At 65.0% G+C, this 12,893-nt stretch carries 11 protein-coding genes; 2 read left to right on the top strand and 9 right to left on the bottom strand.

Going from position 1 to position 12,893, the window contains the following annotated elements:
• Positions 1-11 precede the first annotated feature (11 nt).
• The 7 genes from NO932_RS05630 to ccmI all read right to left on the bottom strand — a co-directional run bounded on the left by NO932_RS05630 (position 12) and on the right by ccmI (position 7,878).
• The gene (locus NO932_RS05630) at positions 12-1,430 is read right to left on the bottom strand and encodes an ATP-binding protein (RefSeq protein WP_309210119.1); all 1,419 of its coding nucleotides are present in this window, start codon (positions 1,428-1,430) and stop codon (positions 12-14) included.
• The gene (locus tag NO932_RS05625; RefSeq protein ID WP_309162055.1) at positions 1,423-2,094 is read right to left on the bottom strand and encodes a response regulator transcription factor; all 672 of its coding nucleotides are present in this window, start codon (positions 2,092-2,094) and stop codon (positions 1,423-1,425) included. The genes NO932_RS05630 and NO932_RS05625 overlap by 8 nt, the downstream gene beginning before the upstream one ends.
• 103 nt (positions 2,095-2,197) lie before the next feature.
• On the bottom strand, positions 2,198-3,724 hold the full coding sequence (locus NO932_RS05620; protein ID WP_309210118.1) for a Do family serine endopeptidase: 1,527 nt from the start codon (positions 3,722-3,724) through the stop codon (positions 2,198-2,200).
• A gap of 184 nt (positions 3,725-3,908) precedes the next feature.
• On the bottom strand, positions 3,909-4,373 hold the full coding sequence (locus tag NO932_RS05615; protein ID WP_309210117.1) for a cytochrome c-type biogenesis protein CcmH: 465 nt from the start codon (positions 4,371-4,373) through the stop codon (positions 3,909-3,911).
• A complete protein-coding gene (locus NO932_RS05610) occupies positions 4,370-6,346 on the bottom strand; it encodes a heme lyase CcmF/NrfE family subunit (protein WP_309210116.1) in 1,977 nt (658 codons plus the stop codon). The genes NO932_RS05615 and NO932_RS05610 overlap by 4 nt, the downstream gene beginning before the upstream one ends.
• A gap of 6 nt (positions 6,347-6,352) precedes the next feature.
• A complete protein-coding gene (gene ccmE, locus NO932_RS05605) occupies positions 6,353-6,796 on the bottom strand; it encodes a cytochrome c maturation protein CcmE (protein ID WP_309210115.1) in 444 nt (147 codons plus the stop codon).
• 2 nt (positions 6,797-6,798) lie between these two features.
• Positions 6,799-7,878 carry a c-type cytochrome biogenesis protein CcmI gene (gene ccmI, locus NO932_RS05600; protein WP_309210114.1) on the bottom strand — a complete coding sequence of 360 codons (1,080 nt, stop codon included), beginning with the start codon at positions 7,876-7,878 and terminating at the stop codon, positions 6,799-6,801.
• Positions 7,879-8,017: 139 nt separating this feature from the next.
• Between ccmI and NO932_RS05595 the strand changes: the two genes are divergently transcribed.
• Together NO932_RS05595 and NO932_RS05590 are read left to right on the top strand one after the other, a co-directional pair.
• Complete coding sequence (locus NO932_RS05595; protein WP_309210113.1) at positions 8,018-9,076, top strand: hypothetical protein; 1,059 nt, start codon at positions 8,018-8,020, stop codon at positions 9,074-9,076.
• A complete protein-coding gene (locus NO932_RS05590) occupies positions 9,073-11,049 on the top strand; it encodes an FAD-dependent oxidoreductase (RefSeq protein WP_309210112.1) in 1,977 nt (658 codons plus the stop codon). Before NO932_RS05595 ends, NO932_RS05590 begins: the two co-directional genes overlap by 4 nt.
• Here the strand turns inward: NO932_RS05590 and NO932_RS05585 are convergent.
• Positions 11,044-12,237, bottom strand: a complete 1,194-nt coding sequence (locus tag NO932_RS05585) for a hypothetical protein (RefSeq protein ID WP_309210111.1) — start codon at positions 12,235-12,237, stop codon at positions 11,044-11,046. The two genes, NO932_RS05590 and NO932_RS05585, sit on opposite strands and share 6 nt — an antisense overlap.
• Before the next feature lie 183 nt (positions 12,238-12,420).
• Entirely contained in the window at positions 12,421-12,891 is a 471-nt protein-coding gene (locus NO932_RS05580) for a hypothetical protein (protein WP_309210110.1), read from the bottom strand.
• Positions 12,892-12,893 lie beyond the last annotated feature (2 nt).

Genomic DNA, 12,893 nt, shown 5'->3' with positions numbered 1-12,893 from the left:
TCGCCGTCCCGCTAGAGAGGAAAAGTGATGACCGCTTTTGCACCCGGCTCATTGTTTTCGAACCGGACAGTGCCACCGTGGAGGCGCACGACTGCAGAAACGAGCGCAAGCCCCAGCCCGGCACCCGCTTCCGTACGGCTGGCCTCCAGTCGCGCGAAGCGTTCGAAAACGCGCTGGCGCTCGCTTTCCGGTATGCCGGGGCCCGTGTCGGCGACTTCAATGACGATCCTCCCGGTTTCGCGCTTCGCGGCCAGCGTGATGCTGCCCCCGTCCTCGGCGTTCTTGCCGTACTTTATGGCGTTTTCGACAAGATTCACAAGGGCTTGCCCGATCAGTTCGCGATTTGCCTGCATGCGGATTCCCGGCTCGATTCGTGTCTGCAGGCTGATACCGGCGTCTTCGGCGACGGGCGTATAAAGCTCGGCGACGTCGGCGGCGGCCTCGCTGATGTCGATATTGGAAAATGCTCCGGTCGACGTCCCCGCCTCGGCCCGCGCGATCAATAGCAGGGCGTTGAACGTGCGGATGAGCTGATCGGATTCGGCGATGGTCGTTTCCAGCGCGGCCCGCTGGGCAGCCGGATCGGCGTTCTCGCGCAGGGCCGCTTCCGCTTTGTTGCGGAGGCGCGTGAGCGGCGTCTTGAGGTCGTGAGCAACGTTGTCGCTTACTTCCTTGAGCCCAATCATCAGCCGCTCGATCCTGTCGAGCATGGCATTAAGGCTCGTCGCAACCGCGTCGAACTCGTCATTGCGGCCGGTCACAGGAACGCGCTCGGATAGATTGCCCGAGATGATCTTGTTTGAGGTGCCCGTTATGCCGTCGATGCGCCGCAGCACGTAGCGGACCGTAAAGCCGCCCGCCAGCACCGACAGCAGAATGATGCCCAGCGTGCCGGCAAAGAAAGTGCGCAGGATGATGGCGTTAAAGCCCCGCCGCTCCCCCACATCGCGGCCGATCACCAGGCGCAGGCCATTGGGAAGCTCCAGCGATTCGACAATCGCCGTCCCTTGCGTCGGCACCTGCTCTTCCGGGCCGCCATAAATCTCGCGGCCGCGCTCATAGGCAAGCTCGAACCGTCCCGGTTCGGCGAGAACCGCCGGAGGAAAATCGGTGACGTTGCCGGCGATCATGACGCCGGTAGGGTCGCCCAGATAGTAGATGCCCGGCCCCGGCCGGTCGGCCAGCCGCTGCACCGCAAAGGCAACGGCGCGGATACCGGACTGCCGCGACAGCAAGCGGATCTGCGCGATCTCGCGCTCGACGCTGCGGAACTGCTCGCGCTGAAGCTGGATGGTGCTCTGATAGGCGATCAGCGCCAGAAGAACGATGGCAAAGCCCACGAAGATGGCGATGAACATCGCCGTGAGGCGAACCGTGGTCGTCCGCCACAGGTTGCGAAGGCGAAACGAGCGCTGTGGCGCGTCACTCACGGATCACATATCCCGCGCCGCGCACAGTCTGCAGTAATTGGCGCTCATGGCCTTTGTCCACCTTGGCGCGCAGCCGCGACATGTGCACGTCGATCACATTGGTCTGGGGGTCGAAATGATAGTCCCAGACGTTTTCGAGCAGCATGGTACGGGTGACGACCCGCCCCGCATTTTTCATCAGATATTCGAGAAGGCGGAACTCTCGCGGCTGCAGCACGATCTGCTCGCCGCCCCGCTCGACCTTGCGCGAAAGCCTGTCGAGCACGAGATCGCCCACCTGATAGGACGTCGCCGCCTCGCTCGGGGCCGAACGGCGCGCCATGACTTCGATCCGCGCGAGAAGTTCGGAGAAGGCATAGGGCTTGACCAGATAGTCATCGCCGCCAGCGCGCAATCCGGTCACGCGGTCGTCGACTTCGCCGAGCGCAGAAAGGATCAGCGCCGGCGTCTGGTCGCCTTCGGCGCGCAGGGATTCGATGATCGACAGGCCATCGCGGCGCGGCAGCATGCGATCAACGATCAGGACATCGTATTCCATGCCTGAGGCCATGGCGAAGCCGGTCTCACCATCGCTCGCGTGATGGGCGATATGGCCGCATTCATCGAGCGCCTGAATGAGATAGGACGCTGCTTCGCGATCGTCTTCGATGACCAGGATTTTCATGGATTGCCCCCGATGCCCCAAGCCGCCGGCGAGGCGATACACCCTCACCGGCAAGCGAACAGGAACAGCATCGGGGCCGAGCGTAGCCCGGCCCCGATCGTTATTATTCTTGCTCTTGTACTTCGGCCTCGAGCGGGATGCCCACAAAGCGTGCGACGCCATCGCGGGAGATGCGCAGCGAGATCGCCGATTTGCCCTCCTCGCGCGCCGCATCGAGAGCGGCAACGAGGTCTTCAGGCTGGGAAATGGCACCGCCATTGGCCTGTTCGATCACATCGCCGGGCATGACGCCGCGCGCGGCGGCCGGGCCCTGCGGATCGACGTCCTCGATCACCACGCCTTCCCCATCGGGATTGGGAGCAACGGCAACACCGATATAGGAGTTGGTCGCCTCAGGATCGGCCTGCTCCTCCTCGGCGGGAGTTTCGGGCGCGGCTTCCTCTTCCTCGAGACGGTCCAGGGTAACGGTGATGTCGAGTTCCTCGCCACCGCGGATCACGCCGAGCACCACATCGGATTCGGGCGAACGCTGGGAGATGACGCGCGAAAGCTCACGCGCATTTTCAACGCCCTCGCCATCGACCGAGACGATCACGTCGCCCGATTCGATGCCGGCATCAGCGGCCGGGGCCCCTTCGATCGGCTCGGTGACCAGTGCGCCATTGGTGTTGGCGAGCCCGAGCGCGTCGGCAAGATCCTCATTGAGATCCTGCAGCGAGACGCCAAGGAAGCCGCGGGTCACAAAGCCATTCTCCTGGAGCTGGGAGATCACGCTCTGGGCGAGCTGGGCGGGAATGGCGAACGCGATACCCACATTGCCGCCCGAGGGCGAGAAGATGGCGGTGTTGACGCCGACGACCTTGCCCTCGGTATTGAACGAGGGGCCGCCCGAATTGCCGCGGTTGACCGCCGCGTCGATCTGGAGGAAGTCGTCATAGTAGGAGGCGTTGATGTCGCGGCCACGGGCCGAGACGATACCGGCGGTCACGGTGCCGCCGAGACCGAACGGGTTGCCCACGGCAACGACCCAGTCGCCCACGCGGGCTTCATCGGTCGCAAATTCCACGAAGGGCAGATCGTCCCGCTCTTCATGAATCTTGAGCAGAGCCAGATCAGTGCGCGGATCGGTGCCCACCACGTCGGCGGCCAGTTCGGTATCGTCCTCAAGCAGCACCGACACTTCGGTGGCGTCCTGGACGACGTGATTGTTGGTCACGATGTAACCGTCGGGCGAAATGATGAAGCCCGAACCCATCGCCTGCATGAATTCGCGCGGACGGTTGGGACGGTCGTTGGGCCCGTTGAACGGTTCCTCGAACTGATCGAAGAAGCGGCGCAGGGGGTGGTCTTCGGGAAGATCGGGGAATTCGAACTGGAAGTTCGGCCCGCCCTGGATCTGCTGCATGGGCGCTTCGACGCTCACCTGGACCGAGACGACAGCCGGCGAAACCGATTCAACGAGGTCTGCAAAGCCGGTCATCGGCGGGTTGCCCACCTCGGTGCCCACCTGCTGAGCCTGGGCGGGTTGCGTGTTCACGAAACCGGCACCGAGCGTACCGGCAGCCGCAACCATCGCCAGCGCGGAGGCGGCGACCAGCTTGCGGGTCGGTGTAGAAAGCATTTTGGCCATGGAAAAGTCCTCTCTCATACACACCTTGGGTTTGGTGTTGCGGTGTATGTAGTAAGTCGCGTCTTTCCGCGCAGTTGCGCCTACATTAAAACTTCGTAATGGAGCGGGCGGAAGTGTGGCTTTGAAAAAGCCGTTGGCGGCAGGCGCACTGCCCCGCCGGTTGGCCCCATCGCATGAGGACCGCTCAGCTCTTGCGAAGCTTCTCGAGCGCCCTGGCCTCTTCGGCAGACAGCCCCTCAGGCGCAGGCACGGGCTTTCGGCGGCGCACCGCCCAAATGACCAGCGCGATCAATCCACCGATCAGAAGAATGGGAGTGGCGACCCAGAGAATGATCGTATGGCCGGCAAAGACCGGGCTGAGCAGCACGAACTCGCCATAGCGCGCCACCACGAAATCATAGACTTCGGTGTCGGTATCCCCAGCCACCAGCCGCTCGCGAACCAGCACCCGCAGGTCACGCGCCAGCTCGGCATCGGAATCGTCGATCGACTGGTTCTGGCAGACGAGGCATCTCAGGTTTCCCGAGATGGAACGCGCCCGTTCTTCGAGCACCGGATCGCTCAGAACCTCGTCGGGCTGCACCGCCCCGGCCGCCATGGGCGCAAGGAGCGCCGCAAGCATCAGCAATCCCGCAACGAGACGCTTCATTCCGCCGCCTCCGCTGCCCGTTTCCTGGCCCCAGCCGGCGCGCCGATCCGCATGCGGCGATCGCTGAGGGAAAGGAAGCCGGCCCCGGCCATGATGACCGCGCCCAGCCAGATGAGCAGCACATAGGGCTTGTGCCAGAGGCGCACCGCGCGCCCATCCGCGCCGAACCGCTCGCCGAACTGCACATACATCTGGCTAAAGCCGTAGGTCCGGATACCCGCCTCGGTGGTCGGCGTGCCGCTCACCGCATAGACCCGGCGTTCCGACGTCAGCGCGCGTTCCCCACCCCAGGGCGAGGTGATGGTGAAGCTGCCCTGCTCGGCAGTGAAGTTGGGGCCGCTCACCTGGGCCTCGCCCTCATAGGTTACGGTGTAACCGGCAATTTCCATGGCTTCGCCGGGACGCATGGAAGTTACGATCTCGGTCTGGAACGCCGTTGCGCATACAATGCCGATGACAGACACGCCGACGCCGAAATGGGCGATCGCCGTCGACCACGCGGTCCGGGGCAGTCCCTTGAGCCGCGCCCAGCTCTGGCCGAGTTTGACGCGGCCAATCGCGGCACGATCGGCCAGTTCGGCGATCGCACCCACCATCACCCAGATGCCGATGCCGAGCCCGATAGGCGCCAGGCTGACCGGGAAGCCCATGAACCCGAAGACCAGCAGGGTCAGCACGACGGTCACGATGATCGCCGCCATCAGTCTCTGACCGACGGCGACGAGGTCGCCGCGCTTCCAGGCCAGGAACGGCCCGAACGGTATCAACAACAGCAGCGGCACCATGAGGGCCCCGAACGTCAGGTCGAAGAACGGCGCGCCCACAGTGATGCGCTGGCCGGTCAGCGACTCGAGAACCAGCGGATAGAGCGTGCCGATCAGCACGCCGGCCGTTGCCGCCGAAAGGAACAGATTGTTGAGGATGAGAGCGCCTTCGCGGCTGATCGGCGCGAACAATCCGCCATGCCTCAAGGCCGAAGCACGCAGCGCAAAGAGGGCAAACGCGCCGCCGATGAACAGGCCCAGCATGGTCAGGATCACCATGCCGCGGGTCGGGTCGGACGCAAAGGAATGCACCGATGTCAGAATGCCCGAGCGCACGAGGAACGTGCCGAGCAGGCTGAGCGAAAAGGTGATGATCGCTAGAAAGATCGTCCAGATTTTGAGCGCGCTGCGCTTTTCCATGACGATGGCCGAATGGAGCAGCGCGGTGCCCGACAGCCAGGGCATGAAGCTGGCGTTTTCCACCGGATCCCAGAACCACCAGCCGCCCCAGCCCAGCTCGTAATAGGCCCAGTACGAGCCCATGGCGATGCCAAGGGTCAGGAACGCCCAGCTCGCCAGCGTCCAGGGCCGCACCCAGCGCGCCCATGCCGCATCGATCCGGCCGGAAACCAGTGCGGCAACGGCAAAGGAAAAGCAGATCGAAAAGCCGACATAGCCGAGATAGAGCAGCGGCGGATGGATCGCGAGCCCGATATCCTGCAGCACCGGATTGAGCTCGGTCCCATCAATCGGCGCGGGATCGACACGCCAGAAGGGATTGGAGGTGAAGAGCACGAACCCCGAAAACGCGGCCACCATCAGGCCCTGATTGGCCAGCACCAGCGTCTTGAGATCGCCCGGCAGATTGCGCCCGAAAGCGGCCACCGCGGCGCCGAACAGCACCAGGATCAGCACGAAAAGCAGCATCGAGCCTTCGTGGTTACCCCAGACGCTGGTGATCTTGTAGAGCATCGGCTGGAGCGAGTGGGAATGGGCCACCGCAAGCTCCAGCGAAAAATCGGAAACCGCGAAGGCCTGGACGAGCGCGGCAAAGGCCAGTCCCACCAGCGCGAACTGCAGCACCGCCGCCTGGGACACGAAACGCTGGACCAGCTCGCTTCCGCGCCAGAACGCAAAGCCGATGCCGGCCTGCGCGATGGCGAGAACGAAAGCGAGAATAAGCGCGAAATGTCCCAGCTCGATGGTCATGGCCGATTATCCTTCCTCGCCCTGCCAGACGCCCTGCTCCTGCAGGGAATCCGCCACTTCGCGGGGCATGTAGTTTTCGTCGTGCTTGGCCAGCACGTTGGTGGCCAGGAAGCTTCCGTCAGCCTGCAAGCTGCCTTCGGCCACCACGCCCTGCCCTTCGCGGAACAGGTCGGGCAGGATGCCGGTGTAGTGGGCGGTCATCTGGCCGGCTCCGTCATGGACGACGAACGTATTGCTTTCGCCTTCCTGTTCCCAGCTTCCCTCGAGCACCAGCCCGCCGAGCCTGATGGGCGTGCCCGGGGCAATTCCCGCCTCGGCGATCTCGGTGGGCGAATAAAAGAACACGATCTGGTCGCGCAGCGCGGTCAGGATCAATCCCGCCGCCAGCGCGAGCACCAGGCCCAGCCCGGCTATGATGCCAAGGCGCTTTTGCTTGCGTGTCCAGGCCATCTCTACTCCGTCAATCCAATCTCGCGCCCGAAATCCTCGAGCGCAACCCGGTCCTGCCCCGAAAGTGCGGCGAGCGCGCGTTCGAGGTCCTCGCGCGCCGCGTCCTCGCCGTCAAGCTCAAGCCGCGAGCGGACGAGCTGCGCCCATTCCTCGGCGGTGCCGCCCTCATCATAGAGCCGCGCCGCCAATCCATCCACCATGCCGCGAATCATCACGTCCATGGTCGCATCGGGCTCGCTGTCGCCCAGCGTTTCGCCCTCGATCCCGGCCTGGGCCGTAGCCAATCCGGCTCGCGCGGTGCCGATCCAGGCCTCCTCGCCTGTGCCGAGCGCCAGCAATTCCTGCCACAGCGAAACGGCTTCCTGGTATTCCCCGGTTCCGGTCAATACACCTGCGAGATAGAAGCGCGAGCGGATGTGCGTCGGATCGGCCGCCACGGCGCTTCGCAGCAATTGAAGCGCCTCGTCGGTCGGCTCGCCGTTGTTGTCCATGATCAGGGCTTCGGCCAGGCTCGATTGCCGATCGGCGGTCGGGGGTTCGAGCGCCAGCACGCGCCGCCATGCATTGGCGGCCTCGGCAAAACGCCCCTGTTCCATATAGATCGGCGCCAGCACCAGCCAGCCGCGCACGTCGTCGGGCGTCTGAACCATCTGCGCCTCGACGGTCGCGATCGCCGCTTCGAGATCGAGTTCTGCTTCCGCCGGCAAGTCTCGGCTGGCGAGCGGCATCGCAGGCAGATCGGCGCGGCCGATCCATGCGTAAAGCCCCAGGCTGACCGCCGCGACCACAGGCAGCGCCGCAAGAACAATGGCCCTGCCCCCACCCAGCTTGGCCGGGGAGGGATTTTCCTTCTCATATCGGATGACTTCGCGCGCCAACTCGGCGCGTGCGGCGGTCGCCTCGCTCTCGGACAGCCGGCCCGCAGCAAGATCGGCATCGATTCCGTCGAGCTGGTCGCGGAAAAAGGCGTGCGAGGCGTCCGTCGTCTCCGCCGTTTCCCTGGCTCGGCCGACGCCGCGCAGGCCGAGGATCAGCACGCCAATGATGACGAGAACCAGCAATATCGCGAAAATCCAGAACAAGTGTGAGGCTAACCCTTGAAAACCAATGAGATACCGTTTCTATAGGCCAATCCCGCGCGGATTGCAGTCAGGGAATTGGCGCGTTTTTGACGCACCCGCTATCCGCCGCGCGGCAGGTTGAGAGGCCGGCCCGACGCTTATGACCGAGCAATCGAAAACCATTGCCGTGGTCGGCGCCTCGCCATTCGCGTGGCTTCTAGCAGGCCTGTTGGCTGCTGACCACTCACGAGCCGTTGTGCTCCTCGGCCCACCCCCCAATCCACACCTCCTGCGTGCCGTCCCTTCCCTCACGCTTGCGCCGATCGCCCGTCCGCAGACGTGGTCGCTGCTGCGCGCCCACACCCGCCCGGCCGTTCGACGGCTGATGCGAATTGCTCCGGGTATCGGCGAGCGAATAGACATGCAGCTCAGCGCCCGCTCGGCGGATGCCGCCATCGCGCTGGGCCACATCTATCGCACCGCCGACGGCTTCGGCTTTCCCATCGACCCGCCCGTCAGAACCGGCTCCGCTTCCGTTCTCACCCTGCGCGACGTCAGGGCGTTCAATCTCTCGCTTCTTCTTTCCGCCGCCCCCGCCTGGCTCGCCTCGGTCAACGTCGCCCTGGTCAATTCGACGGGCGCGCTCAAGCTCAAGCGCGACGGCAGTGCGAGCTTCGGAACCACGACAATCGATCAGGTCGTCCTGGCCGATGACGCGGCGATCATCGATTGGCTCGAACCCGATGAAATCGCCCATTTCGCCCGTATAGAGCAATGGATCGGCATCGAAACCGCGCCCCAGCGCCACCATCGCTACCGGGTGGGCCTGGACCTCGATAGCGGCGCGATCTTCGCCCAGGCCGGCGATGGTATCGTCCGCGCGGCGGCCCGGGACGACGACGCGCTGGGGATAGCGCGCATCGCCTCCGCCCTGCCGTTCGATCCCGCCCCCCGCCTCGCGGCCCGCGCGCATTTCCGGCGTCTCGCTACTCATGATGGCGCTCCCGTGCTGGGCCCGACCCGACGCGGGCGACTGTTCGTCGTCGCCGGCCTCGGCCCGCTCGATATCGTTCTGGCGCCGCTTGTTGCCACCATCATTGCGGAAAAAGCGACAGGTACGGACGCCCAGTGGGCAGCCGCGCATGGCACCGACCGCAGGCAGCCGCGCCGCGATGTCGCCGAAGTGGTGCCCGGACACCTTCCTGGGGGTGGAGCATGAGCAAACCGGTCCGGCTCGGTGGGCAGTTGCCGCCCGAATTCTCCCGTCCCGTGATCGACCGGTCGCGCCCTCTGCGCTTCCGGATCAACGGTTACGCCATCGCCGGTTTCGAGGGGGACACGGTATTGTCAGCGCTGCTTGCCAGCGGGGTCGGCTCGGCCGGCGTTTTCGCGGGGCACCCCATCGCCCTCGATGAACATACCGCACCCGCCATCGCGCCTGCGGGCCAGGAGGATCGGTCCGATCTCGCCATGCCCATGGCCCTTTGCCCGGCGATAGACGGCGCGTCGCTGGTAACCCTTGGCCCAGGACCGGACAGGCCCGCATCCGTGCTCAGGCGCCTCCTCATGCGCCGGCGTGATTCTCTTGGGCTTGTCTATCGCTCCGGATCGGCAGATCCGGGGAGTTGGATCGATGTGCCGGCTACCCGCACGATCACCACCGACATCGCCGTCGTGGGCGGAGGCGTGGCGGGTCTTTCCGCTGCCCTTGCCGCGGCCCAACGCGGTCTACGGGTCTGCCTCGTTGAAAAGGAAGCCACCCTGGGCGGGCTGTCGGTGTTCTTCGGCAAGGCCGATGGCGAACCCGCGCCCGAGGATATGATCGGCGAACTCACCACCAAGATCGGATCGTCGGGATTGGTGACCCTGCTTCTGGGCACCCTGGCTTTCGATTTGAGCAATCACCGGATCGAGGCCGTCCGTGTTATCCGAAACGGCGCGGCCCCCCAGCCCGAGCGTATCTCCATCACCGCCGAAACCGTCGTGCTCGCCACCGGCGCTGCTGGCCGTATACCGATCTTTGCGGGCAACCGTCTCCCCGGTGTCGTCGAAGCAAGCTTTGCCTGGCGCATGGCTGCTCGCTACAATGTCTGGCCCGGCGATAACGCGCTCATCCACACTGCCACCAATGTCGGCTACCGCATGGCTTTGCTGGGCGCGGCCAGCGGCAAGGAGATCCTGCGCACTTCCGATCCTCGTATCGATCCGCAAACGCGTTTCATCGAATTCTGCAAGGCCTACGGCTATCGCCTCGGTTGGGGCGTGGCCGTCGCCGGCGCCATGCCGTCGGGCCGAGGTCTCGCGGTTGTCACGGCAGATGCTGAAACCGGTGCCATTACTGACGATCCTGCCGTTTGCGACCGCCTCATCGTTTCAGGCGGCTGGCAGCCCGATCTTGATCTTTGGGTGAAAGCCGGCGGCGAGGTTGCCTGGGCCGGCGGCACGCAGCGCCTCTCCCCCAGCGGAACGCTCGACCGCATCGTGCTCGCCGGCAGCGCCGCGGGCTATGCCAGCCTTGCCGGGTGCGTCGATCATGGACGCATCGCACTCGAAGTCGCGCTGGGCGGTCTGGACCGGCCGGCGGACGACCCCCAGATCGACCCAATATTCGAAACTCCGGACGGGGTCTTGACCGTTGCCGGACCCGTCCGGTCCAACCAGCCACCCGCCTTTGTGGCGCCCGGTGCCACGCGCGTGCTTGATGCGCCCCGCACGCGCGGTTGGGGCAGCCTCGCCGCGCTGGCCTCGGGAAAGCCGCTTCCGCCCTGGGGCGCGCTCACGCCGCTCGAATTGGCCGGCGCCATAGCGGCAGGGCAGTTCAATCCCGCCTTTGCCGCCGCCCTGAGCGCCGAACGCTGCGTCCTGCCCCGTGCGCTTGTGCCCTCGGATGCGCCCCATCCCCCTCACCGGCATGCCGCAGAGGGCGTTCCGCCCTATCTCGAACACCGGTTCGCAAGCGCGCAAGTGCAGAAGACGCTGGTATCGGACGAACCGCGCCGGTTCGATCCCGGCTGCCTCGTCTTCGCCAACACCGATCACTATTCCCCGCTCGATGCCGTGGGCGTCATCCTTTCGGGAGAGCCCGGCGCCCTGCGCGCATTGGTGGCGGAAGGCCGCATATCCGACGACGGCACGGTCTATATCCGGGACGGCCAAAAGGCCATCCCTGCCCGCTTCGATCGATCGCTATAGCGGTGCGGTCCGCCGTTCGGCGTTGTCGCGGGCCCGGCGCAGAATCTCGGCATACTCCGCATTGAAACGGATTTCGGCCATCTTGATCCCTGCTTCAACCCGTTCGCGCGCCGCCGCGTCACCGGGATTGGCGCGGTAGTGATCGAGCGCGCGGGTCACCAGCACCTCCACCGCCTGCCCCGTCTCGGTCCAGGCTTGGTCGAGCAACGCATTGACCGCTAGCGAATCCCGCGATTGCCGCACGGTCGTGAGCAGATAGAGCCCGTTCAGCGCGGCAAGAACCTGATCGGCGTCGACCCGGTCGTTGCCGTCGCGCGGCCGGCGCAGGGCCTGACTCACATTGATGGTGATTTCCTTCATCGGCCGTTCGAGCCGCTCCGAAAGCTTGCCGATGAGATCGGCAATGATCGCGCCCCATACCGACCGCCGCTCGATCTCCAGGGTGGAGTTGATCGCGCGCATAAGGCGGTGAAATCGGTCGATCGATCTGCAGACGAAATCGATATCGGAAAAGAGATTGGACTGACCCGCCAGCTTGCCGATCTGGCCTTGGGCATGGCTGAGCACCGCCTCGACAAGCGGTGAATAGCCGGCATTGGTAATGCGGCTTTCCGAATTTCCGCCTGCGATGACCACCGCTGCTGCCATGGCCCGGCTCGGATTGGCCATCTGGCCGACCATCGCCTGCATCCACAGTGCGCGAGTTATGGGGTTGGTGATCGAGATCGACTGAAGCGCGGCCGCCAGTGTCGCTTCATCGGCGATGGTCCCCACCGCCACGCCGAACCGCTCCGCCTGCACCAGCAAAGGCCGACGGCGCATGGCCACGATGACGCTCGGCAGTCGCCTGCGCGCCTCTTCGCCGCCCATCTGCATGGAGTTGCGCCGTTCGAGTTCGCGATCCTCTTTTTCGGCCGCTGCGTTCTCCTTGAGCCGACCGAGCAGGTCCGGCAGCACCTCATCGAAGGCCTGGAGCGGATCGGCGCCCGCTTCGATGGCATCGCCCAGCCGAGCCGCCTCGGCCTGGGCGATGTCGCGCGCCATCCAGGCCCATATCGAACTGGCCGCATCGCGTTCGATCGCTCCGGAAAAGAAATGGAACACCGGCGGTTCCACCAGCACGCCCGAGAGTGCGGCCAGAAATGCGTCCCGCGCGGCATTCATCCGGCTGTCTTCACCAGCGGGCATCCGCTGTGAACTCTTCGCGCCATGAAGTTTGTCGGCAAGAGGCATGAAAATTCGAGCTGAGTTGGGAGCGGGGAATCGAAGCTCCGACTCTAGACGCAGGCGGTAAAAAAATCTTTGTGGCGCCTTAAAAAAATCGGGCGCCGCAATCGCGACGCCCGATATCGGTATTGGTACGGGTCGGATTTAAGCCGTAACGCTCCAGGCGCCGTCGACTTCGCGGCAGGCCGTGCCAGACCGGGTGTAGGTCTGCCCGTTGAGCGTCACGCGATGGGAAAATTCGCGGCAATCGAGATTGTTGACGCGAACATAGGGGCCCACCGAAACCTGCCCCGAGGCGCCGCCGGAGGACCAGGTGCGCGGGGCGCCGGGACGGCCGAACTGGAGCGCATAGAACTGAGCATCGTTGGCTGCGCTGCGCTGGGCGGTGCTGAGCTGGCCGAGCGCGGCGCCGTCGATATAGTCAAAGCTGCCCGGATCGAGACGCGCCTGCTGGATCGGCGTCGAGTCGGTCGGCTGTACGGGCTCGGGCGCAGGCGTCAGGACCGCCGGCTGCGGCGTGGCAACCTGGCTGGGCGCCTGGAACGTCGTCGTGCGGCTACAGCCGGCCACCACCAGCGCCAGCGAAACAAGTGCAATGGCCCTCAACATTTTCATTT

The sequence above is a fragment of the Pelagibacterium sp. 26DY04 genome (assembly GCF_031202305.1).
Classification (GTDB): domain Bacteria; phylum Pseudomonadota; class Alphaproteobacteria; order Rhizobiales; family Devosiaceae; genus Pelagibacterium.
The sequence above is the reverse complement of the archived record's forward strand: the minus strand, read 5'-3'. Positions and strand labels throughout refer to the sequence as shown.

Coding starts and splice junctions, on each gene's coding strand:
- NO932_RS05625 (WP_309162055.1), bottom strand. CDS start 2,094: ATGAAAATCCTGGTCATCGAAGACGATCGCGAAGCAGCGTCCTATCTC.
- NO932_RS05620 (WP_309210118.1), bottom strand. CDS start 3,724: ATGGCCAAAATGCTTTCTACACCGACCCGCAAGCTGGTCGCCGCCTCC.
- NO932_RS05615 (WP_309210117.1), bottom strand. CDS start 4,373: ATGAAGCGTCTCGTTGCGGGATTGCTGATGCTTGCGGCGCTCCTTGCG.
- NO932_RS05610 (WP_309210116.1), bottom strand. CDS start 6,346: ATGACCATCGAGCTGGGACATTTCGCGCTTATTCTCGCTTTCGTTCTC.
- ccmE (WP_309210115.1), bottom strand. CDS start 6,796: ATGGCCTGGACACGCAAGCAAAAGCGCCTTGGCATCATAGCCGGGCTG.
- NO932_RS05595 (WP_309210113.1), top strand. CDS start 8,018: ATGACCGAGCAATCGAAAACCATTGCCGTGGTCGGCGCCTCGCCATTC.
- NO932_RS05590 (WP_309210112.1), top strand. CDS start 9,073: ATGAGCAAACCGGTCCGGCTCGGTGGGCAGTTGCCGCCCGAATTCTCC.
- NO932_RS05585 (WP_309210111.1), bottom strand. CDS start 12,237: ATGCCCGCTGGTGAAGACAGCCGGATGAATGCCGCGCGGGACGCATTT.
- NO932_RS05580 (WP_309210110.1), bottom strand. CDS start 12,891: ATGAAAATGTTGAGGGCCATTGCACTTGTTTCGCTGGCGCTGGTGGTG.